Origin of the sequence: Pinisolibacter sp. (assembly GCF_036782435.1) — a bacterium.
In the GTDB taxonomy this organism is placed as follows: domain Bacteria; phylum Pseudomonadota; class Alphaproteobacteria; order Rhizobiales; family Ancalomicrobiaceae; genus CALBKH01.
The window spans coordinates 50,517-77,508 of record NZ_DAIPZB010000008.1; the positions used below are offsets into that span (position 1 = coordinate 50,517).

Sequence of the window (26,992 nt, forward strand, 5' to 3'; positions counted from 1 at the left end):
AGCGGACGACGTCGGCCGCGGCGGCACGCGCGTCGGCGATGAAGCGGGGCGCCGAACAGATCGTCGACCGCCAGACCATCGTCCCCGATCGCGGCGCCGACATCGCCGCCTACGGGAAGGAGATGGACGCCCTCAGGGCGAAGTATGTGCCGTTGTGGGCGGCCGGGCAGACGTACCGCCGGACGGTCGAGGACATCTCGCGGGCCGAGAAGGTCGGGGCGATCTCGGCGGCCGAAGCGACGGCGGCGCGCCAGCGCGCCCGGGCGGCGACGGCGGCGTCGGTCGAGGCACTGCGGGCGTCGAAATCCGGGCACGATGCCCATACCGCGTCGATGAAGCTCTCCGGCTTCCAAGCGACACAACTCTCCTACCAGCTCAACGACGTCTTCGTGTCGCTCGCATCGGGTCAGAACCCGATGATGGTGGCGATCCAGCAGGGGTCGCAGATCGGACAAATCTACGGGGGCATCGGCAATGCGATCCGGGCCGGCCTCGCGTGGTTGACACCGTTCCGGCTCGGGCTCGGTGCATTGGGCGGCCTCGGCCTCGTCGCCGCGAAATCGGCCCTCGATCACGCGTCGGCGATGCGCGAGGCGGACGTCGCGGCGCGCGGGCTCGGCCGCAACATCGGGACGACGGCCGGAGAGATCGAGACCATCGCCCGCGCCAACGCGACGGCCGGGGGCGTCTCGATCGACACGGCCCGCACCATGGCGGTCGAACTCACGCGGACCGGTCAGATCGGGACCGAGCACTTCGGCCGCATGATCCGGATGGGGCGCGATTTCGCCGCGACCATCGGCGTCGACGATACCGAGGCGGCGAAGCGGCTCGCCGAATTGATCGCCGATCCGGCGCGCGGTGCCGAAACATTGGCGAAGTCGATGCACCTCGTCGACGAGTCGACGGCCCGCGCCATCGCCCGCATGGTCGAACAGGGGAAAGTCGCCGAGGCACAAGGGGCTCTTCTCGACGCCTTGGCGAAGCGGGTCGTCTCCTACAAGGACGCACAGCCGTTCTGGCAGCGCTGGTTGGAAATGCCGGCTTGGTCGGCGAAGGGTGGCGTCGGGATCGGTGCGGCGATCGACGACGCGGTCGCCGGGTCACCGAGTTCGAAGCTCTCGTCGCTCGTCGAGCAGTACCGGTCGGTCCAACGAGCCTTGGCGGAGGGCAGACCGGTCGGCCCCCTCGGCATGGACGTCGGCCCTTGGCTCGAGAAGGCGGAATCGGAAATCGCCCGCCTCGAGCGGATGGTGGATCGAGCCGACCGGATCGCCGCGGGTAACGCGGCTTCGGCGCGCGGCGAGATGGCGACGTCTCGTGCCATCGCTGCGGCGGACCGCTCTCCGGTCAATGAGGAGGCCCGGCGACGGATTGGTCTGGAGACGAGCCTTGCGGCTCTCTCCAAGGCTGGGGAGAGCGCAACCGGGAAGGAGAAGGACAGGATCGCTCGGGCGACCGACGCTCAAACGCAGGCCCTCTCCACCTGGATCTCCGAACAGGAGCGGGCGGTCGAGCTGCAGCGCATCGACCTCGCTCTGATGGAGGCGCGCGATCCGGTGAGCCGGGCGGCGCTCGAACAGGAGCGGGTGCGGATCACCCTGCGCGGGCAGGAGGTGACGGCGGCGCAGGCCGCGGCGGCCGCCGAGCTCGCCTACGCGCGGGTCCTCGGCGAGACGGTGGTGGCGACCCGCACGTCGATCGCCGAGGCGACGGCCGACGCCGAGGCGCGCAACCGGGTCACCGCGCTGGTGGCGATGGGGGCACTCGCTTCGTCGGACGCCGCCCGCGAGATCCAGATCGAGGCGCGGACGCGCGAGCTGGTGGCGGCCGCGGCGCAGAAGGAAGGTGCCGAGAAGGAGCGCCTGCTCGGCCTCGCCCGCGAGTTGCGCGGCGCGATGATGGCGCAGGCCGAGGCCGAGAAGCGGGCGCGGGCGGTCGACGAGTTGCGGACAGGCGAGCACCGGCTGGAGACGTTGCGTACCGAAATCGCGCTGATCGGCCAGTCCGAGCCGGTGCGGGCGCGGGCGCTCGCCCTGCTCGAGGCGGAGCAGAAGATCCGCCGCGAAGGCCTCGGCGGTACCGACCTCGCGGACCGGATCCGCCGTCAGGCGGCGGCGACGGCGGAGGCGACGAGCGAGCTGGAACGGCAGCGGGCGGCGTGGGGCGAGGTGCAACAGACCGGCGGATCGGCGATCGACACGCTGGTCGAGGGGTTGCGGACCGGCAAGGACGTGTCGAAGCAGCTCGTCGACGATCTGTCCAAGGAGATGCTGAAGCTCACCGTCGCCAACCCGCTGAAGAACGGGATCATCGGACAGAACCTGCCGGAAATCGGCGACGTGGCGAAGACCCTGTTCGGCGGTCGCGGCGCCGCCGGCGCGGCGAGCGCCCTGCTGCCGCAGACGGTCGGCACGGCGACGATCACCGCCGGGACGGTGATGATCAACGGCTCGCTCGCCGGCGGTCTCGGCTCGACCGGGGCGGTGGCGCGGAGCGGCCTGCCGCCTCTGACGCTCGCCGGAGCGAACGACAACGGCACGGCGCGCATCGCCGGCGCTCGGGGGCTGATCGACCGCCGTCGCGGCTTCTCGGCCGAGCTCGCCGATCCGGCGGTGCGGTCCCGCCTCTTCGCCATGACGGAGGCCGAGGTCGGCGGACAGGGACCGCAGGCCCAGCAGGCTTTCATGGAGAGCGTCCTGAACCGGGCGTCCGCCCGCGGCATGTCGCTCGACCGGACACTCTCGGACCGGGCCTATTTCCCGTCGTCGACCTTCTCCGCCGCCGATCGGGCGATGGCCGATCCCCGCCTCGGCGTGAAGTACGACGACATGCTCGCCCGCGTCGGCGCCGGCTCGAACCTCGCGGGCTATGCGACCGGCAACGCCTCCGGCACCGTCGGCTTCGCCGGCGGACCGCAAACCTTCGCCGCCGGCGGCGAGCGCTATGGCATCGAAGGACCGGATCTCTCCTGGGCGCGGCAGCTGCAGAGCGCGTCGACCGATGCCTCGCAGTCGATCGCCGGCCTCGGCAGCGGCGCCGGCGACGCGGCGCGACTGCTGACCGGCTCGTCGGGGTCGATCGGACAGGCCGGCACGTCGCTGGCGACGTCGACGACCAATCTCGCGTCGGGCACCGAGGGTGCCTTCGGCACGCTGCTCGGTGGCCTCGGATCCGGCATCGACGGGCTCCTCGCCGGCTTCGCCGGGCTCGTCATCAAAGTGGCATCCGGCGGGGTCGGTGGCCTCGGCGGGCTGTTCTCCGGGCTCTTCGGCGGCGGCACCGCGGCGGTGGCGACGCCGACACTCGGCGGGCTCTATGCCGACGGCGGCTTCACCGGCCCAGGCGGTCGGGACGAACCGGCCGGCGTCGTCCATCGCGGCGAGTACGTGTTCGACGCCGAGGCGACATCGAAGATCGGCGTCGCCAATCTCGAGGCGATGCGGCGGGCGTCGCGGCGCGGCTACGCGGCGGGCGGCTGGGTGGGGGGCGAGACGGTCGCCCGCTCGCCGATCGCCGCCGCCCCGGCCACAGCGGCACCGGCCGGGGCCGCCGGCGGCGCGCCGACGGTCGTGGTGCCGATCTCGGTCAACAACCGGTCGGAGGGGGCGCGGGCCTCGGTGCGGGAGCGCCGGCGGGCCGGCGGCGGCAATGAATACGAGATCCTGATCGAGGACGTGGTCGGCCGCGTCGGGACGACCTATGGCCTGGCGCGCCCGCTGAGGAAGGGGTGACGATGACGGCGATCTGGCCCCTCGACCTGCCGCAAACCCCCGATCGAAACGGCTTCGAAGAGCGCCCGAAGCCGGTTCTGATCGCCTTCGGCACCGACAGCGGTCCGGGCAAGCGGCGGCCTCGCTCCTCGATCGACATGGATCTCGTCACCGCGGCCTTCACGGTCGACGTCGCCCAGTTGCCGCTGTTCCGCACCTTCCTGCGGGTCGACCTGGTCAAGGGCAGCTTGCCCTTCCTGTGGGCGGATCCGCGCGACGGTGTCACCTATCGCTGGTGGTTCGACGCCGAGGATCCCTATCGGGTGACCCCGAAGGCCGGTCCGCTGTGGCTTCTCTCCTGCAATCTGGAGCGGATGCCATGACCACTCAGGCCTTCCGCGACGCCGCCTATCCCGAAGCCGGCTCGACCGACGTCGTCCTCCTGCTCCTCCTCGAGCACGACGATCTCGACGCACCGATCCGGCTGACCAATGCGGCCGGGACCGAGGACACGACGTCGGGATCCTGGATCGTCACGGCGCTCGGCGAGACCTGGCTCGCGGCGGCGATCGAGGTCGACCTGCCGTCGGTGTCGGATCAGGCGCCGCGGGCCCGGCTGGTGATCCCCAACGTCGACCAGCGGATCGGCGAGGCGATCGACGGCATCTCGACGCCGGCGACGGTGACGATCTGGGCGGTGCTCGATTCGGACCCCGACACGATCGTCGGCGGGCCGCACGGCCATCTCATCCTGCGCGACGTCAGGGTCGACGCCATGACGGTCGAGGGCTCGCTGGAGCGCGCCGACCTGTCGCGCGAGACCTGGCCGCGCCAGTGGATCCGGCCCGGTCGCTATCTCGCGGCGATGCGGAGCATCGGCCGATGATCGCTCCGATCGACGCTCGCCGCTGGCTGCGGGTGCCCTTCCGCCTCGGTGGTCGCGACCCGGCGATCGGGCTGGACTGCTGGGGGCTCTATCGCGCCATCGTCGCCGAGGCCGCCGGCGTCGTGCTCGACGAACACGGCGGGCTCGGCGCCTATCCGGCGATCGCGCGCCGGCTGACGGACGAGGCGGCGGCGGCGGGCTGGCGGCGGATCGAGCCGGGGGCCGAGCGGCCGCTCGACCTCGTACTGATGACCGGCCTCGTGCGCGGCGGCGACGGTCGCACCCGATCGGCGCCGCTCCACGTCGGCTGCGTCGTGATGCCCGGCCTGATGATCGACACCGAGGAGACGACCGGCGTCATGGTCCGGGCCTTTCGCGACACCGCCCTCCGGCGGGCACTGCCGACGGTCACACCGCGGCTGCTCGGCCTCCACCGTCCCGCCGCGTTGGAGGGGCTCGCATGACGGCGCTCGACGCTCCGGAGATGATCCACATCCGCGTCGCCGTCGACGCCATCACCGGCGATTGGATCGACGTCACCTGTCCGGCGCGGTCGACGATCGCCGAGATCGTCGCGGCGATTCCTCTCGACCCGGCCCACGAGCCGCGGCGCGAGCTGCTCGAGGCGTGGCTCGGCGACCATCACGTGCCGCGCGACCGCTGGCACGTGGTGCGGCCGGCGACCTGGTCGCGTCTGCACCCGGTGACACTGGTGCTGCGGCTGCCGGTCGCCGGTGGCGGGCGCGGCGGGCAGAAGGCGCTCAGCATCGTCGCCGCTCTGGCGCTGATCACGCTCACCGCCTGGGTCGGCGGCGGCGGCATGGCCGGGCTGCTCGGCAGCGCCTTCAAGGCCGGGACGATGGGCGCCCGCCTGTTGGCGGCCGGCCTGTCGATCGGCGGGGCGCTGGCGCTGCAGGGGCTGCTCCGCCCCGACAACAAGCGGGAGAGCAAAGACCCGCTCGGCTTCGCTTCGGCCGGCAACGACTTCGAACCGGGGGCGTCGTTGCAGCGGGTGATCGGCCGCACCATGGTGGCGCCGCAGCTCGTCGTGCCGCCCTTCACCATGCTCAAACCCGGCGTCAGGAAGACCGGCGGCACCACCCGCTACGATCAGACGGTGACGGCGGTCTATGCGCTCGCCGGCCTCCACGACATCGACGAGGTCAGGCTCGGCTCGGTGGAGGCGTCGACGATCGCCGATCTCGAGGTCGAAATCCGCACCGACGACACACCGCTCACGCTGGTGACCGACACGCGGATCGAGGAGGCGGTCAACATCGAGTTGAGCGACTGGGAGGTCGACCCCGACGACCCGGACGGCGCGGTGCAGATTATCGGCACCGTCGCGCAGTCGGAACCCGATTGGCATCGCGTCGAAGGTAGAGACGGCGCCGACGCGCTGCGCCTCGAGTATGTACTGCCCGCCGGCCTCATCTACCGGGCGGCATCCGGCGCCACCTACGCAGCGGCCGTCGCTCTGCGCCACCGGATGCGGTTGCGCGGTTCGACCGGTTGGGGTGATTGGATCAACCTGCCTCAGCTCATGATCCGAGCGCTCGAGGGTAACGACGCGATCCGCCTCCAACTCGAAATCCGCTGGGTCGACGTCTATCCGGCGTCGGCCGGCAACCCGTGGCCGGTCGGCGGGGCCATCGGTACCAACCGCGACGTCAACAAGATCAAAGGCTGGGCGCTTCAGTGGGTGACCGCGGGCGTCTGGGAGAGCCCGCTTTCGAGCTATTTCGTCAATAATTCGGCGCCGGCCTATACTCAATGGGAATGGGAAAGCGACAGCCGGATCATCCTGTACCTGCTCGAGAGCCAATATCCCAAGGGCCGGTGGCAGGTCGAGACCAAGCGGTCGTGGGTGCTGAACTGGGCGAATTTTCAGCTGGCGAATTACCATTACGTCCGTAGCTCGGTCGATGTCGCCGACCTCTTCACCCCACCGATCGCGGCGATCGCCTCGGCCAACGCCAAGCTGGTGATGAACCCGAGCTACTTCTCGGACGCGATCTCGTTGATCTCGGTGCAGTCGGTGTACGACGAATACCCGATCGCCTCGGGATCCGACCCGGTGACGCTGATCGCCATCCGCGGCAAGAACCGCAGCCTCGAGACGTTGCGCGTCCTCGCCCAGGGCCTGTGCAGAACATGGACCGGCACGGGGTGGGCGCTCGGCCGGAGCCGCAACCCGGCCGACTGGTACCGCCACGTCCTGTGTGGGCCCGACACCGCGGTGCCGACCGCGACAGCGTTGATCGACGAGACCAATCTCGCCGATTGGGCGGAGTGGTGCGACGCCGAGGGACTGACCTGCGACATGGTGGTCAAGGGCAAGTCGGCGGAGGACACTCTACGCGCCATCGCCCTCACCGGTCGGGCCTCGCCCAACTTCGGCGCGCCGCGCCACTCGGTGGTGATCGACCGACCGCGATCGACACCGGTCGGCCTGATCTCCCAGCGCAACGCCGGCCGCTTCGAAACCCATAAGGCCTTCGGCGATCTGCCCCATGCGCTGAGAGTGACGATCATCGACGAAGTCGAGGACTACAAGCCGCGCGAAATCCTGGTCTATGCACCGGGCTATGCCTCCACCGCCGGCGGTGGCCTTCTCGAGGCGACGGTCTTCGAAGCGATCAGCTACGAGGGGATCCAGACCGAGGCACAGGCGCGGGCGCGGGCCGCACTCGACTACGGCTGGCGCATCCACCGCTCGGCGCTGCACTCCTGCACGATGGACATCGAGCATCTCGAATTCGAGCGCGGCTCGCTCGTGCTGTGGGAGACCGACATCCTCGGTCGGCTCGGCGGGCGGGGGCGCATCCGCTCGCTCACCCTCGACGACAGCAACCGCATCATCACGATCACCCTCGACGATGCGGCCGACTACGGCGAGGCTAATTCGGACCTCACCACCATCGTCGACCTCACGGCGATCGCCGACCTGACCGAACCGCGCGGCGCGCCGGGCTGCGTCATCCGCTGCGACGACGGCACCCTCGTCACCGCCGAGGTCGAGGGTGCCGCCGACGGCTCGACCGTCCTCACCCTCGCCGCCCCCCTGCCGATGCCGATGTCCGGCACGCGCGAGCTGATCGGCGAGGGCACGCTGGTGGTCACCGGGGCGCTCGTTCGCGTCGGCCGCGAGGTGCTGATCTGGGAGATCGCACCGGCCGAGGACCTCACGGCGCGCATCACCGCCGTCGACTACGCCGCCACCGAACTCTACGGAGCCTGACCGATGACGACCCCGACCACCCAGACGATCGACGTCACCTCGTCCGGCGGCAAGGCCGGCGCCAACTTCCTGCCGGCGGTCAAGGCCCACGTCGAGAACCTGCACGGCCGCGCACCGCTGCTCCTGACGTCGGTCGGCGGCACCGCGTCGGCGGTGACGGCGACGGCGTCGCCGGTGCCGCCGGCACTGATCGACGGTATGCGGTTCCTGCTCGTGCCGACGGTGTCGATCATTCCCGGCGCCACCCTCGTCATCGGCGCTTTCGCCGCCGGCTACATTCTGGACGCGGCGGGAGCCTATCTCACCTTGCCGATCGCCGCCGGATCGGTCTGCGAGTTGGTGCGCCTCGACGGCAATTATCGTCTGATCGCCGGAGGAGCGACCGCGACCGCGCCGGAGATCCTCGCCGAGATTCAGGCTGCCGCGGTGAGCGTCGCCGCCGTCTCGGTGCCGGCGCTGCCCCACGTCCTCGACGGGCTCCCCCCTGTCGCCCTGTTCTCGGCGCCATCAGGGGCGATGATGTCGGGCGGGGCCTATTGCACCGTCGGCGACCTTCTCACCTTCTCGACCGCGCCGAAGCGGGTGATCGGGCCGACCGGCACGCTCGACACGGTCGGCGCGAATTCACCGGCGTGGGACTGGTCGTCGGGACGGCGTCGATTGGTTGTCGAAGCGGTAGCGGCGACGAAGTACGGCCCCTATTCGGAGTCCCTGTCCAACGCCGCCTGGAACAAAATCGGGGTCACCACGGGATCGGCGATCGCCGGCCCGGACGGGGTGGCCGGGCTTACGCCGTTCATCGAAGACAGCTCGGATGGCCCACATCGTCTCGCTGTCGGGAACGTCGGGGCGACCGTGGCGGCGGCAGGGGAGAACTGGGCGACCCAGGTGGTCGTCAAGCGCGTGTCGGGCGCGCGCAACGTCCGCCTTCAGCTCGCCGGTTCGGCCTTCTCCGGCAGCCACTACGTCACGGTCGATCTGACCACCGGCGGTATTCTCGCCCAGGCGGGGCTCGGTTTCGTTCGCATCAGCTCATTGGCCGACTCCTGTTGGCGGATCGAGGTCACGGCGGCCTCCGATGCGGCGGGCATCATCGGCGTCTTAATCTACGGGGTCTCCGAGACGTCGATTTACTACGTCGGAGACAGCGCGGCGACATGGGCGGTCGGTTATGTCAATACCGAGCGGGTCACCGGCGCGGCCGAGCCGCCGTCGTCCTACGTGACGGTGAGCGGGTCGTCGAGCGTGACACGGGTCGCCGACGACGTGCGGGTATCGTCGGCGCTGGCGGCCCGTTTCGCCGGTGGATACACCATCGCTTTCCGGGCCTCGGCGACATATGCGACGTCCCTCCAGCGACTGATCGCGTTCACCAGCGGCTTTGCCTTGGGGTGGTATACGTCGGCGACGACGATCCGGTCGTATGATGGTGTTCAGTCTCTGGTGGCGACACTCGGATCTTCGGCGGTTACGGCCTTCGGCGCGGCGATGTCGGCCGGCGTCGGATCGTGGCTCCTCTGTGGCAACGGCGGAGAGGTGCAATCACGCTCGAATCCGGGGGTGGGTATTCTCACCGCGGGAGTGGCGCGGCTATTCGCCACCCCTTCGGGTGCGTATGCGACCAATGGAGCGGTCGATGAAATCGTCGTCTGGCCCTTCGTCGCATCGGCCGGCGGCCTGATGGCACAAGCGAGACCTTGGAGCTGATCCATGACCATCCATCTGCGCTATATCGATCGGGCCACCGCTCTCGCCGCCCTCGAGCCGTTCGGCCTCGTCGAAAGAGACCCGGAGACCGGGACTGCGGGTTTCCGCGTCACAGCCTACCTGGACGGTGTGCGCGTCGACCTGATGCCCCTCGGCGGTGACGGCATTCATCGGCGTCGAGTCGGCACCGACTTCTTCGAGGGTCCGGACGGAGATCGGATCGAGATCCCCGTCATGGAGCCGGTTCCCGGGTACCATGTCGATCTGCTCTGGTCCGGGGGCGAGATGCCGGAGTTCGGCGACGCGGTGATCGTCCCGGCGACGCCCACCTCCACCTTCGTCGATGGGGCGGTGGCCGCCGAGACATCGCTGCGACCGATGACCGTCTCCCGCTTCCAGGCCCGCGCCGCGCTGCGCGAGGCGGGCCTGCTCGAGACCATCGACGCCGCCGTCGCCGCGGCCGATCCGATCACCCAGGAGGCCTGGGCGAGCGGCGGCGTCTTCGAGCGGACGAGTCCGACCATCGCGACGCTCGCCGGAGCCCTCGGCCTCGGCGAGCAGGAGATCGATGCGCTCTTCGCCCGGGCCGCGGCGATCTCGGCGTGAGAGATATTCACCCGCTCGGTACGAGCGGGGGGAAAGCGGGGCCGCTACCGGAACCATCGGCGTGGCCTGCGCCCAAGCGGGCCTGGAGTATGTCGGGATCGAGGTCGACGAGACCTATTTCGAAGTGGCTCTGAGGAGGCTTCGAAGCGGGCTCTAACGGGCAATCAGACCGGGCGATTCTTGCTGCCACCTGATCTTGCGCGCCCTGCCATCCGATTTTGCGCGCTACAGTCACCCTCGCCGTCGCGTCCGCGTCACCGTGGCCGCGCGATCGCTCACCGTCCCGGCTTGATCTCGACGAGGCTCCCCGCTACCCCTCTTCCTGGCGAAGCGGACGTGGCGAAACCGGTAGACGCACGAGACTTAAAATCTTGCGCCGCAAGGCGTGCGGGTTCGAGTCCCGCCGTCCGCACCAGATCGCTCGGACCGAGCGTGCGCGCCGTAACTTTCCGTTCATCTCGGTCTGCGAGCCTGGAGCTGGCGACGTCCGCCGCAAGGGCCGAGCATGATCGTCTTCGGCAAGAACTACTCCTACGCCAACGCCAAATCGACCGGCGATTCCTATCGCTTCGCGGCCACGAATCTGCTCGCCGTCAAACGCAACAGCTCCGCCACCATGCTCGACGATGCCCTCACCAACGTCGCTTGGCAATCCTCGCTGCTCGCCGACAGGCAGGCGAAGAGCAAGTCCGGCTACACCGGCACCCTCGTCGACATCTTCGCCTGAGCGAACGCGCCCAGGCTCACCTCTGCCGTCACCGACCGATGGACGCGGCCGCCGTTTTCGGCGACCATCGCCGCCCCATCGGAGGCCGCCATGATCCTGACCCTGGTCCAGTTCGCCCTGCCCGAGCCGATCGACCTCGCCGAAGCGACGCGGCGGTTCGAATCCTCGGCGCCGAAATACCTCGGCCTCCCCGGCCTGCGTCGCAAACACTACGTCCTCTCCGAAGACGGCCGCTTCGCCGGCGGCGTCTATCTCTGGGAGAGCCGGGCGGCCGCGGAAGCGGTCTATTCCGGCGAATGGAAGGAACGCGTCGCCGCCCTCTACGGGTCGGAGCCGGTCGTCACCTGGTTCGAGAGCCCGGTCAGCGTCGACAATCTCACCGGCCGGATCGAGACCGGCCTCTGAGCCGCCCGACACCCGCAGACGTTCCGCATTGCGGAAGATCGATTTTTTCGCAGCCACCGGTCTTGAAACGCCGGGCCGCGATGCCGAATTTCTCGCAGTTGCGAAGTGCCGCGCCTGCGTTTATGAGGAACGCCGCATATATCCGATGCGACCGCCGGGACGGGCGGTGTCGCGATCGACGAGGAGACGAGAATGTTCGGTTTCATGTTCGGTAAGTCCGCGCCGGTCAAGACCATCACGCCGCCCGACGTCCATCGCATGGCCAAGGACGGTCAGGTGCTGCTGGTCGACGTGCGCGAGGCCCACGAATTCGCGCAGGGCCACGTGCCCGGCGCCTACAACGCGCCGCTCTCCTCGCTCCACACCACCGCCACCGCGATCCCGCAGGACAAGCCGGTGGTGTTCTACTGCCTCGTCGGCTCTCGTTCGGCCCGCGCCGTCGACATCTGCCACAAGATGGGCCTGCCGCACGACAGCCACATGGGCGGCGGCATCGGCGCCTGGCGCATGCACGGCCTGCCGATCGTCCTCTGATCGAACGAACCCTCGCGTTTCCTCCCGCCGCGCTCCTCCCGAAGCGCGGCGGTGGCACATGTGCGCCCCGGCGGCTATGACTCCGACGAGCCGCCACCGCCGGGATTCGTGATGCCTCGATCGCCCGCCCCCGTTCCGCATACCTCGGCGACGCGCGCCGCCGTCGCGGTGCTCGTGGTCGGCCTCCTCGCCCGGCTGGCGCTCGCCGCCCTGCTCGATCTCGGCGTCGACGAGGCCTATGCCGTCGCGGTGTCGCAGCAGGTCCAACTCTCCTGGTTCGACCATCCGCCGATGGTCTTCTGGTGGGTGGAGGCGGCCCGCGCTCTGGCGACGCCCCATTTCGGCGATCCGGTGCCGGCCTTCGTCCTGCGCCTGCCCTTCGTCCTCGCCTTCACCGTGACGAGCTGGCTGATCTTCGACCTGACGCGGCGGCTGTGGGGGCCGCGCGCCGGCCTGTGGGCGCTGGTGGCGCTGACCCTCGCGCCCTTCTTCTTCGCCTCGGCCGGCAGCTGGATCGTCCCCGACGGACCGCTGATCCTCTTCCTCGCCGCGACCGCCCGCATCCTCGTCGAGCTGCTGTTCTTCCGCCCCGAGGGATTGCGCGAGCGCCGCCTGTGGCTCCTCGCCGGCTTGTGCCTGGGCCTCGCCGGCCTGTCGAAGTACCACGCCGCGCTCTTCGCCTTCGCCGCCTTCACCTTCATCGTGGCGACCCCGCATCGCTTCCATCTGCGCGGTCCCGCGCCGTGGATCGCCGCGGCGATCGCCGTCGTCACCGTCTCGCCGGTGGTGATCTGGAACGCCGAGAACGGCTGGGTCTCCTTCCTCTTCCAGTCGTCGCGCGGCGGCGGCGGCAAAGGCGTCTCGTGGCCGGGCCTCGGCCGCGCCGTTCTCGGCCAGCTCGCCTATCTCGCCCCCTGGACGCTCGTCGCCGCGGTCGCCGCCACCGTCTCGCGGCTGCGCGCCGAGAAGAGCCTCGCCGGGCCGACGGCCTTCCTCACCGCCTTGGCGCTGCCCTCGATCCTGATCTTCACCGCCGTGCCCCTGCGCGGCGGCGACGCGCTGCCGCACTGGCAGATGCCCGGTTGGCTCTTCCTCCTCCCCGTCCTCGGCAAGGCGATCACCGCCGTCGAAGCGAAGACCGGAAGCCCGTCGCGCCTCGCCCACGGCTTCGCCGTCGCCTCCACCGCGCTTCTGGCGCTCGCCGCCACCGCCGTCCTCGTGCTGCGCTTCCTGCCGCCTTCGCCGGAGATCGTCTCGGCGCTGAAGATCGACCGCTTCCTCTCCGAATCGGTCGGCTGGCACGGCCTGCGCGACGAGCTGATCCGCCGCCGTCTCCTCCCGGCGAAACCGCCCGCGCCCGGCACCGCGGCCAAGGATCGGCCGCTCGTCGTCACCTTCCACTGGATCGACGCCGCCCGCATCGCCGAGGAACTGGGGAGCCACGCCACGGTCGCCGTCTTCGGCCCCGACCCGCGCGGCTTCGCCTTCCTCTCCGACCCGGCCGATTTCGTCGGCCGCGACGTCCTCGTGATCGGCCGCCCCAAGACCTACGATCGTGGACGCGACGCGCTGATGCCCTACGTCGAGCGCCTCGACCTGCAGAACCCGATCACCGTCCACTACGGCGAGACCCGCCTGTTCGAGGCCGAGGTCGCCATCGGCCGCCGGCTGAAGTCGCCCTATCCCCTGCCCTATCCCGAGCGCTGAGCGTTCAGCCGAGAGGTTTCCCGATGCGGTTCACCACCCCGCTGGTCCCCGGTCGTCTGGTGAAGCGCTACAAGCGCTTTCTCGCCGACGTGGTGCTCGAAAGCGGTGAGGAGATCACCGCGCACTGCGCCAATTCCGGCTCGATGCTGTCGCTCGCCCGCCCCGGCGCCCGCGTGCTGTTGCAGAAGTCCGACGACCCGAAGCGCAAGCTCGCCTGGAGCTGGAAGCTCGAGGAGGTCGAGGGCCATCTCGTCTGCATCGATACCGGCCACCCCAACGCCATCGTCGCCGAAGCGATCGCGGCGGGCACGATCCCCTCGCTCACCGGCTATACCGGCCTGCGGCGCGAGGTGAAATACGGCAAGAATTCCCGCATCGACATCCTGCTCGAGGACGAGATCCGCGGCCGCGCCTATGTCGAGGTGAAGAACGTCACCCTGATGCGCGAGCCCGGCCTCGCCGAGTTCCCCGACGCGGTGACCAGCCGCGGCGCCAAGCACCTCGACGAACTGGCCGACATGGTCGCCGAGGGCCATCGCGCCGTGATGGTCTATCTGGTGAACCGCCCCGACTGCACCCGCTTCGCCCTCGCCGCCGACATCGACCCGGCCTATGCGCAGGGCTTCGCGGCGGCGCGCGCCCGTGGCGTCGAGATCGAGGTCTGGGCGACCCGGGTGAGTGCCGAGGAAGTGTTGGTCGAGCGACGGATCGCGGTCGGGTGAGGTCGGGGGAACGCCGTGCGCGATGGTTCGAGACCGGCCTGCGGCCCTCCTCACCATGAGGGTCGTGCGAGTTCATCAATGATTACAATCACCTCATGATAAGGAGGTCGCGCGAGCGACCGTCTCGAACCATCGCGCTCGACCTGGCGGCGGCGTACCGAAGCGGAGCGGCGACGCGCAGCAGCAGCCGGCGGAGCCCCCGTCTCCCGCCGCTTTCCTCTGGAATCCGCCGCCGAAGCCTATAAATAGAACTCCAGATGCGCGGATCGCCTCCGCCTCCTCTTTTCCGGACGGATCATGGTCAACTACGTCGACGCCACCACCGCGCCGCTCAAGAACACCGGCGCCATCCGCCTCTACGGCGCCGAGGCCTTCGAGGGCCTGCGCCGGGCCGGCCGCTTCGCCGCCGATTGTCTCGATGCGGTCGCCCCGCTCGCCCGCCCGGGCGTGACGACGCAGGAGATCGACGACTTCGTCCACGACTTCGCCCTGAAGGGCGGCGCCCTGCCGGCGACGCTGAACTATCGCGGCTACAACAAGAGCGTCTGCACCTCGATCAACCACGTCGTCTGCCACGGCATCCCCGACGACCGCCCGCTCAAGGACGGCGACATCGTCAACATCGACGTCACCTTCATCCTCGACGGCTGGCACGGGGACAGCTCCCGCATGTACCTCGTCGGTGACGTCAAGCGCGCCGCGAGCCGGCTCGTCGACGTCACCTACGAGAGCCTCATGCGCGGCATCGCCCAGGTGAAGCCCGGCAACACCACGGCAGACATTGGTAGCGCCATACAAAACTATGTTGAATCGGAGCGATGCTCTGTCGTCCGGGACTTCTGTGGCCACGGAATTGGTCTACTTTTTCATGATACTCCCAATATACTCCACTACGGACCAACGTTCTCCTCAGACGCCGAACGGCAACAGGCAATTCGCGGTCATCAGACTGTCGAACTGCGCCCCGGCATGGTCTTCACCATCGAGCCGATGGTGAACCTCGGTCGCCCGGCGGTGAAGGTGCTCTCCGACGGCTGGACCGCGGTCACCCGCGACCGCTCGCTCTCCGCCCAGTTCGAACACATGGTCGGCGTCACCGACACCGGCTGCGAAGTGTTCACGTTGTCGGCGAAGGGGCTTCACAAGCCGCCCTATGCCATCTGAAGATGTGCCCGCGCCACCGAGGGTGGAATCGCGGACACGAGGCGGACATGAACGGGTTCGACGACGCGTCGGGCAGAGCCGAGTTGGAACCGGCGGAGACCGCCGACCATCGCCACGGCCATCGTGAGCGCCTGAAAGCGCGCTTCCGCGACGCCGGCGCCGAGGCGCTGCCGGACTACGAGTTGCTCGAACTCGTCCTCTTCCGCTCGATCCCGCGCCGCGACGTCAAGGCGCTGGCGAAAACCCTGATCGCCCGCTTCGGCTCCTTCGCCGAAGTGCTCGGCGCGCCGGAGGAACGGTTGCGCGAGATCCCCGGCATCGGAGACCAGGTGGCGACCGATCTGAAGATCGTCCGCGCCGCCGGTCTGCGCATGGCCAGAGGCGAGGTGAAGAAGAAGCCGGTGCTCTCCTCGTGGAGCCAGGTGATCGACTATTGCCGTTCCGCCATGGCCTTCGAGATGCGCGAGCAGTTCCGCATCCTCTTCCTCGACAAGAAGAACGGCCTGATCGCCGACGAGGTCCAGCAGACCGGTACCGTCGACCATACCCCGGTCTACCCGCGCGAGATCGTCAAACGGGCACTCGAGCTCTCGGCCTCGGCGATCATCCTCGTCCACAACCACCCTTCGGGTGATCCGACCCCGTCGACCGCCGACATCGCCATGACCCGGCAGATCGTCGACATCGCCAAGTCGCTCGGCATCGCCGTCCACGACCACATCGTCATCGGCCGCGAGGGCCACGCCAGCTTCAAGGGGCTGCGGCTGCTGTGAGACGGTCGTCGGCCGCCGGCGCGACCGACCCGACCCGCCGGGCGGTCATGGTTCGTATTTCTCGTCCCAGATCAGCACCCGGTCGGCGACATGGTGCTTCGCGGCGACCGCCTCGATCGCCTTGACCAGCCGGCGGACGTGCGAGGCCGAGTGAACCTCGACCGCCAGACGCGTCATCGCCCGGCGCGCCGCCGGCAGGTCGAGCCGCGCATGGCCGTCGCGAGCGCAGGTCCGCGCGACGTCTTCGGCGAACATCCACACGTCGAGATCGCTCTGGGCGGCCTCGTCGATGTCGACGATGATCCGATGCATCTCCGTCGCCTCCCCGCTCCTCACGCCCCGACGTACCCGCGGTCCCGACCGGCGAAATCGACGCTCCTCAGACGAGCGCGCCGACCACCGCGCGGGCCCGGACTCGCCCGAGCCCGCTTCCATGAAGAGCACGCGACGGCGACGAACGCCAGTCCCGTGGCGGCGCGGAATCCCTGCCCATTTCTTGCGCAAGTCGCCTCGGAACCACGCAAAACCAAGCCTTTATGCGGAGTTTCCTGCACCTCCAATTCGCTTGCGCACATGTTCGCCCGGGTCGATGATGCTTCTCGAAGCAGCGACGATGGGCCGTTGCGAGGAGATGCTCGGACGATGGTGACAGCCTTCGATGAGATGACAGGGTCGGGTTCCGAGTGCCGACAGGGCTACGAGATCGTCGACACCTGGCTGAAGAACACGCCGCCCGAGTTGTTGCGCCAACGCCGGCACGAGGCGGAACTGCTCTTCCGCCGCATCGGCATCACCTTCGCCGTCTACGGCGACGCCGAGGGCGAGGAACGCCTCATCCCCTTCGACATCGTGCCGCGCGTCATCACCCGACCGGAATGGGAGCGGCTCGCCGCCGGCCTCGTCCAACGCGTCACCGCCCTGAACCTGTTCCTCGACGACGTCTACGGCAAGGGCGAGATCGTCCGCGCCGGCATCATCCCCGAGGATCTCGTCTACAAGAACCCCTATTACCGGCCCGAGATGCAGGGCGTCGCCCTGCCCCACAAGATCTGGGTGTCGATCGCCGGCATCGACATCGTCCGCGTCGACGCCGACACCTTCTACGTCCTCGAGGACAATGCCCGCACCCCCTCCGGCGTCTCCTACATGTTGGAGAACCGCGAGGTCATGCTGCGCCTCTTCCCCGATCTGTGCGCCCGCCACCGCATCGCTCCGGTCGAGAACTACGCCGACGAGTTGCTCGCCACTCTGAAGTCGATGGCGCCGCGCACCGCCTCCGCCGATCCGACGGTGGCGCTGCTGACCCCCGGCCCGTTCAACTCGGCCTATTACGAGCACTCGTTCCTCGCCGACAAACTCGGCGCCGAACTGGTCGAGGGCACCGACCTCTACGTGCGCGAGAACGTCGTCTACATGCGCACCACCGAGGGGCCGAAGCGGGTCGACGTGATCTATCGCCGCCTCGACGACGACTTCATCGATCCCCTCGCCTTCCGCCCGGATTCGGTCCTCGGCGTCCCCGGCCTGATGGCCGCCTACCGCGCCGGCAACGTGACGCTCGCCAACGCCGTCGGCACCGGCGTCTCCGACGACAAGGCCGTCTACAGCTACATGCCGGAGATCATCCGCTTCTACACAGGCAAGGACGCCATCCTGAAGAACGTGCCGACCTGGCGCTGCCGCGAGCCCGACGCCCTGAAATACGTTCTCGATCACCTGCCCGAGCTGGTGGTCAAGGAGGTCGACGGCTCCGGCGGCTACGGCATGTTGGTCGGCCCCAAGGCCGACGCCGCCAAGATCGAGACCTTCCGCGCCAAACTGAAGGCCCATCCGGAGAAGTTCATCGCCCAGCCGACGCTGGCGCTCTCCACCTGCCCGACCTTCGTCGACGAAGGTGTGGCGCCGCGCCACGTCGACCTCAGGCCCTATGTTCTGACCGGCGCCGACGGCGTCCGCGTCGTCCCCGGCGGCCTCACTCGCGTGGCGTTGCAGGAAGGGTCGCTGGTGGTCAATTCCAGCCAGGGCGGCGGCACCAAGGACACCTGGGTGGTCGACGTACCGACCGCTCACCAGAGCCAGTCGATCCAACAGGCCCAGCAACAGCAGCAGTCCGCGGCCATTTTCATCTGATCCGTGACGGGACGCGCGCTCCGCCGCCCTCCCGAGGAAGACGCCCATGCTCAGTCGCACCGCCGACAGTCTCTTCTGGCTCTCCCGCTACGTCGAGCGCGCCGAGAACACCGCCCGCATCATCGACGCCGCCTCGCGTCTCGCCGCCCTGCCCACCGGCTACGGCACGACCGGCAACGAATGGGAATCGGCCCTCGCCGCCACCGGTTGCCTCGACGCCTTCACCGAGGTCTACGGCGAGGAGGCGACGGCCGACGCGACCATCGACTTCCTCGCCTTCTCCCCGGCCAACCCGTCGTCGATCAAGAGCTGCCTGGAGATCGCCCGCTTCAACGCCCGCGCGGTGCGCACGGCGCTGACCGCCGAGATGTGGGAGACGATCAACTCCGCCTGGCTCGAGCTCAAGGACTACGGCCCCGGCGAACTCGATCTCGGCCGCCTCGCCGACTTCCTGCGCTTCGTCAAACGCACCTCGCTCGCCTTCGACGGCTCGGCCTATCGCACGATGCTGCGCTCGGACGCCTATTGGTTCACCCGCGTCGGCGTCTTCATCGAACGCGCCGACGCCACCGCTCGGCTGCTCGACGTCAAGTATCACGTGCTGTTGCCGCCGGAGGCGCAGATCGGCGGCTCGCTCGACTATTTCCAATGGTCGTCGATCCTGCGCGCCGTCTCCGCCCAGACTTCCTATCACTGGGTCTATCGCCAGAGCCTGAAGCCGTGGCTGGTCGCCGATCTGATGATCCTCAATCGCCAGATGCCGCGCTCGCTCGCCGCCTGCTACGAGAGCATCACCCGCAACCTCGATCTGATCGCCCATCGCTACGGCCGTCAGGGCGCGTCGCAGCGTCATGCCCGCTCGCTGTTCACCCAACTGGACTCGACCGACGTCGACACGGTGATCGCCGGCGGGCTACACGAGTTCCTCTCGGACTTCATCGCCGAGAACGCGCGCCTCGGCGCGCTGATCACGGAACAGTATCTGGTCTGACCGCCATGCGCCTCACCATCGTCCACGAGACCGTCTACCGCTTCGAGAGCCCGGCCTCTCGCGCCATCCAGACCCTGCGTCTCACCCCGCGCAACACCGAGTCGCAGCTCGTCGATCACTGGCGCATCGACGTCTCCCAGGATTGCCACCTGTCTCCGGTCGAAGACGCCTTCGGCAACCTCACCCACACCTTCTCCATCGACGGCCCGATCGACGAGTTGGTGATCACCGCCTCGGGCGAGGTGGTGACCGAGGACACCAGCGGCGTCCTCCACGCCACCCGTGGCCGTCTGCCGCTGATGGCCTTCCGCCGCGAGACCGACCGCACCCGCATCGAACCCTCGGTGCGCACCTTCGCCACCGACGCCTTCGACGCCGCCGGCGGCGATCCGCTCACCACCCTCCACACCCTGATGGGCCGGATCGCCGAGACCGTCGCCGTCGACGAGGACGCCGCCGCGGCGGCTCCGGACGCCGTCCTCGCCGCCGGCAAGGCGCGGGTCGAAGACGTCGCCCATCTCTTCGCCGCCACCGCCCGCGCCCTCGACATCCCCGCCCGCCTCGCCGCCGGCTGGCTGGCCCGGGGCGTGAGCCACACCTGGATCGAGGCGCACCTCGGCCCCTCCCTCGGTTGGGTCGGGTTCGACGCGGTGGAGAACAGCTGTCCGACCGACGCCTGGGTGCGTCGCGCCGTCGGCCTCGACGCCCTCGACGTCGCCGCGGTGCGCGGTGTCCGCACCCACCTCGGCGCGGAAACCGAGACCACCACCATCACCATTCGCGAAGTCTCACGCGCTTGAGCGCGACCACGATCGCGTCGCCCGGCCGCGGGGACGCCGACGCGGTTGCGATCCGCGCGGCCCTTGCCTATGGTCGCGCCGCCGCCGGGGGGGCGGAGACGAACGACACGCGGCGAGGCGAGGACGGGGCGATGACCTATTGCGTGGGAATTCTGGTGCGTGAAGGTCTGGTGATGATCGCCGACACCCGCACCAACGCCGGCCTCGACAACATCGCCACCTTCCGCAAGCTCAATCTCTACGAGAAGCCGGGCGACCGCTCCATCGCCATCGCCACCGCCGGCAATCTCTCGATCTCTCAGTCGGTCACCTCGTTGATCACCGAAGGCCTCGAGAACTCCGAGACCGGCGAGATCGACACGATCTGGAACACGCCGTCGATGTTCCGCGCCGCCCAGCTCGTCGGCCGCGCCATCCGCGAGGTCTATCGCCTCGACGGTCCGATGCTCGAGAAGAAGAACCTGACGTTCGACGTCACCATGCTGCTCGGCGGCCAGATCGCCGGTGGACGGTTGCGCTTGTTCATGGTCTACGCCGCCGGCAATTTCATCGAGGCGACCGTCGACACGCCCTACCTGCAGATCGGCGAGCACAAATACGGCAAACCGATCCTCGATCGCGCCGTCAACTTCGACTATCCGCTCCAGGATGCCCTGAAGCTCGGCCTGATCTCGATGGATTCGACCATGCGCTCGAACCTCGGCGTCGGCATGCCGATCGACCTCGCCCTGATCCGCCGCGACGACGTCCGCGCCGAGCTCTCCCATCGCATCGAGGCGGGCGAGCCCTATTTCCACGACCTACGCGAACGCTGGTCGGCCGCCCTGCGCAAGGCCCACCAGGACATCCCCCGCCCGCCCTACGGCGGCAAGGGCGTCTGAAGGGCCCGGGTCGCGACCCGCCTCCTCAGTGCAGCCGGAAGATCCCGTCGACCCGCTTCCATTCGTTGGGGCCGATCATCTTGACGTGCGCCACCTCGACCGAATGGATCGGCCCGTCGAGCTCCCGCTCCCAGAAGGCGAGGAACCGCTCGAGCTCCGGGAACTTCGGCGCCATGTCCCAATCCTGCCAGAGATAGCTCTGCAGCAGCACCGGTCGATCGGGCATCCGGTAGAGGATGTTGGCGGTGGTGAGCGAATAGCCTTCCAGCTGACGGCGGAAGGCGTCGTCGATCTGCGGTTCCGGCATGAACCATCCCTCCTCGAGGTCGCGACGAGAATGTTCGCCGCCCCCGCTTCCATGCAAGCCGGATACCGTTTATTTGTTTTTAACATCAAATAGTTGGCAGCACTCGCCGAAGAGTGCTGCCGGGCCGTCGCGATGACCGGAAACTCCGCCGGCGTCGCGCCGTGCGGGACCCGCAGTATTCACTGATGGGTGCGCCCGTTGGCCGACCCGAGACCGGTGCAGGGGTTCCAGGCGCTGCCCACCATATAGGCGTGGTGATGGCCGCAATCGCCCGTCCGCGAGGCACGGAAGGCACCCGAGATCGCCTTGTTGGCGTAGATCTTGGCGTTCTGAGCCGCGCTCGACGCGTAGAAGTGCCCGGAGGCGTTGGTGATCGCCGCCATGACCGGCGCCGCCACGCTGGTGCCGCCGAAGATCATCCACTGACTACCGCCCGAAGCGAAGGTGTAGCGCACCCAGACGCCGGTCTCGGGATTGGCGACCGCCGAGATGTCGGGAATGCCACCCGTGGCGCCGACGCTCGTCGGCTGGAACGACGGTCGGGCGTCCGGGTCGAGAAGCCGGCCCCGGCCGACGTCCAGCTGTCCTCGGCGACGAAGGCGAGCGTGGCGGCGTTGCGAGCGACCGTCGTCCCGCCGACGGCCACCACATTGGCGGAGACCGCCGGCCAGCTCGGCGACACCGCGTCGCCGGTCGAGGCGAAATAGACCACGTTGGGCTTCTTGAAATGTGAGTCCAGGGTCTCTTCGCCGACGAATTCGTCGCTGCCCCAACTCATCGAAACTTCGCCGCCGCCGGAGGCGGAGACCAATTCGCTCGCCTTGTCGACCGCCGCGAGCATGTCGCCCAGGCTGCTCGACGCCGCCTCGACCAGATAGATCTTGGCATTGGGCGCGAGCGCGTGTGCCATCTGGATGTCGAGGGCCGCCTCCTGCCCCCAACCATCGTCGGTGGCCGTACCACCCAGATTCACCTGGACGAAGGAAGCCGCCGTCGGCGCCGGCAGACCGAACTGCGCCGAGTAGGCGGCGAGATCACGCTGCGCATTGGGATAGTGGTAGGCGTCGACGATGGCGATCGCCCGCGACCCGCCCGTCGCCACCGTTGTGAAGGCGTCGGGTTTGCACCCGCCGCTCGCCGTCACCTGGGCATAGATGCAGGCGAGCGTCGCCGGCGTCTCGTAGGCATGGCCGGCGTAGGGCGGAAGCCCGGCCGGGCGCAGGGTCTGCGACGTCATCGGCGATGCGTTCGGAACCAGGATCCGCACGTTGGTGTGGACGCGCGTGCCCGCTTCCTGGCGCTTTCGGACGCTCGACGACGGCACGATCAGCTCGCCGTCGTCCTTCGTCAGCCGCTGCGCGCCCAGGAGATAGGCGGCCGGGAGCTTGTCGAGACGAGCCAGCGGCGCCGGCCCCTGCGCCTGAGCGAAAGTGGTCGTGGCCAACGCGAGAACGGCGGCGGTAGCGGCGATCTTCATCTGGGTCGGATCTTTCGGCGGGAGGATGCGGAATGCATCGGCCATCTTCATCCCACCGACCTCTGCCGCTTCGGTGAAATCGATGGTTCGAATTTTCGCGATCTCCCGATTTCGGGGCGTCGCCCGGCGAAAATCCGAGCTCCGGAGCCCATCGCCTGCCCGACGCTTCGGCGGATCCCTCGCGTCGCCGGCTGGCACTCCGATCGCCCGAGTGCCAATATTTGCTCGCACCCCCCTTGAACCGGTCGCGGTCTTCGCCCAGATGAGCGCCACCGGTTCCGTTCGCGAGGTGACGGTGGTGTTCGTCGCACCCCTTTCCACCGCCGCGGCATCGCCCCCGGGAGCCGTACGGTCCCGCCCTACTCTCTGTCCATCCCATGGAGGAAGAGCCTCATGAAGTTCCGCCCGTTGCACGATCGGGTCGTCGTCAAGCGTGTCGAAGCCGAGCAGAAGACCGCCGGCGGCATCATCATCCCCGGCACCGCCCAGGAGAAGCCGCAGGAAGGCGAGATCGTCGCCGTCGGCCCCGGTGCCCGCGACGACAAGGGCGCGCTCGTCGCCCTCGAGGTCAAGCCCGGCGACAAGGTCCTCTTCGGCAAGTGGTCCGGCACCGAGGTCAAGCTCGACGGCCAGGACCTGCTGATCATGAAGGAAGCGGACATCCTCGGCATCGTCGCCTGATGCCTCGCCCGCGGCGCGCATCCCGCGCGCCCGGTGACCACTCTTCCACGGACCCCCATTCCGAAGAACCGGGAGCGAGCTTTCCATGGCTGCCAAGGACGTCAAGTTTTCCGTCGATGCGCGCGAGAAGATGCTGCGCGGCGTCGACATCCTCGCCAATGCGGTGAAGGTCACCCTCGGCCCCAAGGGTCGCAACGTCGTCATCGAGAAGTCCTACGGCGCGCCGCGCATCACCAAGGACGGTGTGTCGGTCGCCAAGGAGATCGAACTCGAGGACAAGTTCGAGAACATGGGCGCCCAGATGGTGCGCGAAGTGGCCTCGAAGACCAACGATCTCGCCGGTGACGGCACCACCACCGCCACGGTTCTCGCCCAGGCGATCGTCAAGGAAGGCGCCAAGGCGGTCACCGCCGGCATGAACCCGATGGATCTGAAGCGCGGCGTCGATCTCGCCGTCGAGGCGGTCGTCGGCGCCATCAAGGCGATGTCCAAGCCGATCACCTCCAATGAGGAGATCGCCCAGGTCGGCACCATCTCCGCCAACGGCGACACCGAGATCGGCGGCTTCCTCGCCGAGGCGATGCAGCGCGTCGGCAACGAAGGCGTCATCACGGTGGAAGAGGCGAAGTCCCTGACCACCGAACTCGACGTCGTCGAGGGCATGCAGTTCGATCGCGGCTACCTCTCGCCCTACTTCGTCACCAACGCCGAGAAGATGCGCGCCGAACTCGAGGACCCCTACATCCTCATCCACGAGAAGAAGCTCGGCAATCTCCAGGCGATGCTGCCGGTGCTGGAAGCTGTGGTGCAGACCTCGCGTCCCCTGGTCATCGTCGCCGAGGACGTCGAGGGCGAAGCGCTCGCCACCCTGGTGGTCAACAAGCTGCGCGGCGGCCTCAAGGTCGCGGCGGTCAAGGCCCCCGGTTTCGGTGATCGCCGCAAGGCGATGCTCGAGGACATCGCCATCCTCACCGGCGGTCAGGTCGTCTCCGAAGACCTCGGCATCAAGCTCGAGGCCGTCACCCTCGACATGCTCGGCCGCGCCAAGAAGGTGGTGATCGAGAAGGAGAACACCACGATCGTCGACGGCGTCGGCACCAAGGCCGACATCGACGCCCGCGTCGCCCAGATCAAGGCCCAGATCGAGGAGACCACCTCCGACTACGATCGCGAGAAGCTCCAGGAGCGCCTCGCCAAGCTCGCCGGCGGCGTCGCGGTGATCCGCGTCGGCGGCGCCACCGAGATCGAGGTCAAGGAGAAGAAGGACCGCGTCGACGACGCCATGCACGCCACCCGCGCGGCGGTCGAAGAAGGCATCCTGCCCGGCGGCGGCGTCGCCCTGCTGCGCGCCATCGCCGCTCTCGACAAGGTCGCTCCGGCCAACGCCGACCAGAAGACCGGTGTCGAGATCGTCCGCAAGGCGATCACCGCGCCGGCCCGTCAGATCGCCCTCAACGCCGGGGACGACGGCTCGATCGTCGTCGGCAAGATCCTCGAGAACGCCGACCCGGCCTTCGGCTGGAACGCCCAGACCGGCGCCTACGGCGACATGTACGCCTTCGGCGTCATCGACCCGACCAAGGTGGTGCGCTGCGCCCTCCAGGACGCCGCGTCCGTCGCCGGCCTGCTGATCACCACCGAAGCGATGATCGCCGACAAGCCCAAGAAGGACGCCGCCCCGGCCATGCCGGGCGGCGGCATGGGCGGCATGGACTTCTGATCCACACTTTCGAAACCGGCATACGAAGAGGCGGCCGAGCGGCCGCCTCTTTCGTTTCCGTCGCCGACACCGGCCGTTCCAGGCTCTGCCACCATCACCGGCGACGCCCCATTGTCGCCGGATCCCTGTCGCCCCATGGCGGAGACGGTTAGAACGGCGGGACACGCGGCGTGGACGATTCGCCGCGGCTGCCGTCGAGGACCTCGGACCAATGACGATCACCCGCCACCTCACGACCCGCCGTGCGCTGCTGGCGTGCGCCGCGATCGGTCTCGTGGCGAGCATCACGCCGGCCGGGGCCGAACGCCGCAACAAGAAGTCGTCGAAGAAGGCGGCCCCTGCCGCCGCGCCCGAACCGACCTTCACCGGCATGCCCCTGCCGATCCCCCGGCTCGTCGACCTCGCCGACGGCGAGACCTTCGATCTCGTCGCCGAAGCCGCCACCCACGCCTTCGTCGACGGCAAGCCGGTCGACGTCGTCGGTTACGGCGGTACCTACATGGGCCCGGCGCTGCGCCTGAAGCCCGGGACGAAGCCGAAGATCCGCCTCGTCAATCGTCTCGCCCGACCGACCAACGTCCATTGGCACGGGCTCCTCGTCCCCTCTCGCCAGGATGGAGCGACCCTTCCCGGCCTGAGGACCGACGAGAGCTGGGAGACCGAACTCACCGTCGACCAGCCGGCGGCGACGCTGTGGTACCACGCCCATGTCCACGGCCGCACCGCCCGCGACGTCCACGACGGTCTCGCCGGACTGCTGATCGTCGACGACGGGACGAGCGCCGCCCTCGGCCTACCCTCCACCTGGGGCGTCGACGACATCCCGCTCGTCCTCCAGGATCGCGACCTCGACGACGCCGGCCGCCCCGTCTACGGCGCCGGCGCCGCGGTGGTCGAACACGGGTTTCGTGGCAGCGACATGGTGGTGAACGGCGTGACGCAGGCCATCGCCGAGGTACCCGCTCGTCTCGTTCGCCTACGCCTTCTCAACGCCGCCAACGCGCGCACCTTCCGCATCGCCTTCGAGGACCAGCGGACGTTCCGTCTGATCGCCACCGACGCCGGTTTCCTGCCCGCTCCGATCGAACTGACGCTGCTCGCCCTGGCGCCGGGCGAGCGCGCCGAGATCCTGGTCGACTTCGCCGAAGAAACCGGTGTCCTGCTGACCGGCCCGGACCTGCACGAACATCGGACCGGCGCGGACGCGGCGTTGCTGCCCGACGTCATCGACAAACCGGTCCGGCTCGTCGCTTTCGACACCGTCCGCGACGCCGCAACCCCCGCTCGGGTCCCGGCGACCCTCTCCACGCCGCTGCCGCCGATCGGCACGACCGGCGATCTGAAGCGGCGCCGGTTCGAGCTGCGCGCCGTTCCCAACCCCGCCGCCGCCGCCGACGATCACGGCCGTCACATGATGCCGGGCTCGATGAGCCACGGAACGGTCGGTCGCGACGGACATGCACCGACCGCCGCGGTGCCGCCGCTCCTCCTGACCATCAACGGCCGCTCCTTCGCCGAAGGCCGGATCGACGAGAAGGTCGCGCTCGGGGCGACCGAGATCTGGGAGATCGCCTCGCCCGACATGGCCCACCCGTTCCATCTGCACGGTGCCCGGTTCCGGGTCCTCAGCGAGGACGGCGACCAGCCCAAGGCATGGAACCGCGGTCTCAAGGACACCATCCGGGTGGAGAACAGCGCCGAACTTCTGGTGACCTTCACCCGCCCCGCCGATGCGAAGGCGCCGTTCTTCTTCCACTGCCACCTGCTCGAGCACGAGGACGGCGGTATGATGGGCGCCTTCACCGTCGGCTGACGTCGCC

25 protein-coding genes and 1 tRNA gene are annotated in these 26,992 nt (G+C 68.9%); 22 read left to right on the forward strand and 4 right to left on the reverse strand.

Going from position 1 to position 26,992, the window contains the following annotated elements; all coding sequences use genetic code 11:
- The 15 genes from V7Q42_RS05095 to radC all read left to right on the forward strand — a co-directional run.
- The coding region (locus V7Q42_RS05095) for a phage tail length tape measure family protein (protein ID WP_333822864.1) at positions 1–3,734 on the forward strand (3,734 nt) is incomplete at its 5' end.
- Positions 3,735–3,736: 2 nt separating this feature from the next.
- Positions 3,737–4,096 (forward strand): hypothetical protein, encoded by a 360-nt coding sequence (locus V7Q42_RS05100; protein WP_333822865.1) that lies wholly within the window; start codon positions 3,737–3,739, stop codon positions 4,094–4,096.
- Entirely contained in the window at positions 4,093–4,599 is a 507-nt protein-coding gene (locus tag V7Q42_RS05105) for a DUF1833 family protein (RefSeq protein ID WP_333822866.1), read from the forward strand. The genes V7Q42_RS05100 and V7Q42_RS05105 overlap by 4 nt, the downstream gene beginning before the upstream one ends.
- Positions 4,596–5,063: an NlpC/P60 family protein gene (locus tag V7Q42_RS05110; RefSeq protein WP_333822867.1), complete on the forward strand. Its 468-nt coding sequence runs from the start codon at positions 4,596–4,598 to the stop codon at positions 5,061–5,063. The genes V7Q42_RS05105 and V7Q42_RS05110 overlap by 4 nt, the downstream gene beginning before the upstream one ends.
- Positions 5,060–7,840, forward strand: coding sequence for a hypothetical protein (locus V7Q42_RS05115; protein WP_333822868.1), 2,781 nt, complete (start codon positions 5,060–5,062; stop codon positions 7,838–7,840). The genes V7Q42_RS05110 and V7Q42_RS05115 overlap by 4 nt, the downstream gene beginning before the upstream one ends.
- 3 nt (positions 7,841–7,843) lie before the next feature.
- Positions 7,844–9,547, forward strand: coding sequence for a phage head spike fiber domain-containing protein (locus tag V7Q42_RS05120; protein ID WP_333822869.1), 1,704 nt, complete (start codon positions 7,844–7,846; stop codon positions 9,545–9,547).
- Between the two features lie 3 nt (positions 9,548–9,550).
- A complete protein-coding gene (locus V7Q42_RS05125) occupies positions 9,551–10,153 on the forward strand; it encodes a hypothetical protein (RefSeq protein WP_333822870.1) in 603 nt (200 codons plus the stop codon).
- A 330-nt stretch (positions 10,154–10,483) separates the two neighbouring features.
- Positions 10,484–10,568 (forward strand) — tRNA-Leu (locus V7Q42_RS05130).
- Positions 10,569–10,658: 90 nt separating this feature from the next.
- Positions 10,659–10,880, forward strand: a complete 222-nt coding sequence (locus V7Q42_RS05135) for a hypothetical protein (RefSeq protein WP_333822871.1) — start codon at positions 10,659–10,661, stop codon at positions 10,878–10,880.
- Between the two features lie 90 nt (positions 10,881–10,970).
- Positions 10,971–11,285 (forward strand): monooxygenase, encoded by a 315-nt coding sequence (locus V7Q42_RS05140; RefSeq protein ID WP_333822872.1) that lies wholly within the window; start codon positions 10,971–10,973, stop codon positions 11,283–11,285.
- Positions 11,286–11,489: 204 nt separating this feature from the next.
- Positions 11,490–11,819: a rhodanese-like domain-containing protein gene (locus tag V7Q42_RS05145; RefSeq protein WP_333822873.1), complete on the forward strand. Its 330-nt coding sequence runs from the start codon at positions 11,490–11,492 to the stop codon at positions 11,817–11,819.
- A 111-nt stretch (positions 11,820–11,930) separates the two neighbouring features.
- Positions 11,931–13,526, forward strand: a complete 1,596-nt coding sequence (locus V7Q42_RS05150; protein ID WP_333822874.1) for an ArnT family glycosyltransferase — start codon at positions 11,931–11,933, stop codon at positions 13,524–13,526.
- 23 nt (positions 13,527–13,549) lie between these two features.
- The gene (gene sfsA, locus V7Q42_RS05155) at positions 13,550–14,248 is read left to right on the forward strand and encodes a DNA/RNA nuclease SfsA (protein WP_333822875.1); all 699 of its coding nucleotides are present in this window, start codon (positions 13,550–13,552) and stop codon (positions 14,246–14,248) included.
- Between the two features lie 297 nt (positions 14,249–14,545).
- Positions 14,546–15,412, forward strand: coding sequence for a type I methionyl aminopeptidase (map, locus tag V7Q42_RS05160; protein ID WP_333822877.1), 867 nt, complete (start codon positions 14,546–14,548; stop codon positions 15,410–15,412).
- A gap of 47 nt (positions 15,413–15,459) precedes the next feature.
- Entirely contained in the window at positions 15,460–16,185 is a 726-nt protein-coding gene (radC, locus tag V7Q42_RS05165) for a RadC family protein (RefSeq protein WP_333822879.1), read from the forward strand.
- Positions 16,186–16,230: 45 nt separating this feature from the next.
- Here the strand turns inward: radC and V7Q42_RS05170 are convergent, their stop codons facing one another.
- A complete protein-coding gene (locus V7Q42_RS05170; RefSeq protein ID WP_333822880.1) occupies positions 16,231–16,497 on the reverse strand; it encodes a hypothetical protein in 267 nt (88 codons plus the stop codon).
- A 330-nt stretch (positions 16,498–16,827) separates the two neighbouring features.
- Between V7Q42_RS05170 and V7Q42_RS05175 the strand changes: the two genes are divergently transcribed.
- From V7Q42_RS05175 to V7Q42_RS05190, 4 genes are all read left to right on the forward strand, one after another.
- On the forward strand, positions 16,828–18,315 hold the full coding sequence (locus V7Q42_RS05175; protein WP_333822881.1) for a circularly permuted type 2 ATP-grasp protein: 1,488 nt from the start codon (positions 16,828–16,830) through the stop codon (positions 18,313–18,315).
- A gap of 46 nt (positions 18,316–18,361) precedes the next feature.
- The gene (locus tag V7Q42_RS05180) at positions 18,362–19,306 is read left to right on the forward strand and encodes an alpha-E domain-containing protein (RefSeq protein ID WP_333822882.1); all 945 of its coding nucleotides are present in this window, start codon (positions 18,362–18,364) and stop codon (positions 19,304–19,306) included.
- Positions 19,307–19,311: 5 nt separating this feature from the next.
- Positions 19,312–20,106 carry a transglutaminase N-terminal domain-containing protein gene (locus V7Q42_RS05185; RefSeq protein WP_333822883.1) on the forward strand — a complete coding sequence of 265 codons (795 nt, stop codon included), beginning with the start codon at positions 19,312–19,314 and terminating at the stop codon, positions 20,104–20,106.
- A 131-nt stretch (positions 20,107–20,237) separates the two neighbouring features.
- Complete coding sequence (locus V7Q42_RS05190; RefSeq protein ID WP_333822884.1) at positions 20,238–20,987, forward strand: peptidase; 750 nt, start codon at positions 20,238–20,240, stop codon at positions 20,985–20,987.
- A gap of 25 nt (positions 20,988–21,012) precedes the next feature.
- Here the strand turns inward: V7Q42_RS05190 and V7Q42_RS05195 are convergent, their stop codons facing one another.
- The 3 genes from V7Q42_RS05195 to V7Q42_RS05205 form a co-directional block, all read right to left on the reverse strand.
- On the reverse strand, positions 21,013–21,294 hold the full coding sequence (locus V7Q42_RS05195) for an usg protein (protein WP_333822885.1): 282 nt from the start codon (positions 21,292–21,294) through the stop codon (positions 21,013–21,015).
- Positions 21,295–21,473: 179 nt separating this feature from the next.
- Positions 21,474–21,749 carry a hypothetical protein gene (locus V7Q42_RS05200; protein WP_333822886.1) on the reverse strand — a complete coding sequence of 92 codons (276 nt, stop codon included), beginning with the start codon at positions 21,747–21,749 and terminating at the stop codon, positions 21,474–21,476.
- Positions 21,710–23,044: a hypothetical protein gene (locus V7Q42_RS05205; RefSeq protein WP_333822887.1), complete on the reverse strand. Its 1,335-nt coding sequence runs from the start codon at positions 23,042–23,044 to the stop codon at positions 21,710–21,712. The genes V7Q42_RS05200 and V7Q42_RS05205 overlap by 40 nt, the downstream gene beginning before the upstream one ends.
- 120 nt (positions 23,045–23,164) lie before the next feature.
- Here V7Q42_RS05205 and groES point away from each other — a divergent pair, with 120 nt between their 5' ends.
- The 3 genes from groES to V7Q42_RS05220 all read left to right on the forward strand — a co-directional run bounded on the left by groES (position 23,165) and on the right by V7Q42_RS05220 (position 26,985).
- Positions 23,165–23,452, forward strand: coding sequence for a co-chaperone GroES (gene groES / locus V7Q42_RS05210; RefSeq protein ID WP_333822888.1), 288 nt, complete (start codon positions 23,165–23,167; stop codon positions 23,450–23,452).
- An 85-nt stretch (positions 23,453–23,537) separates the two neighbouring features.
- Complete coding sequence (gene groL, locus V7Q42_RS05215; protein ID WP_333822889.1) at positions 23,538–25,172, forward strand: chaperonin GroEL; 1,635 nt, start codon at positions 23,538–23,540, stop codon at positions 25,170–25,172.
- 211 nt (positions 25,173–25,383) lie between these two features.
- Entirely contained in the window at positions 25,384–26,985 is a 1,602-nt protein-coding gene (locus tag V7Q42_RS05220) for a multicopper oxidase domain-containing protein (protein WP_333822890.1), read from the forward strand.
- Positions 26,986–26,992 lie beyond the last annotated feature (7 nt).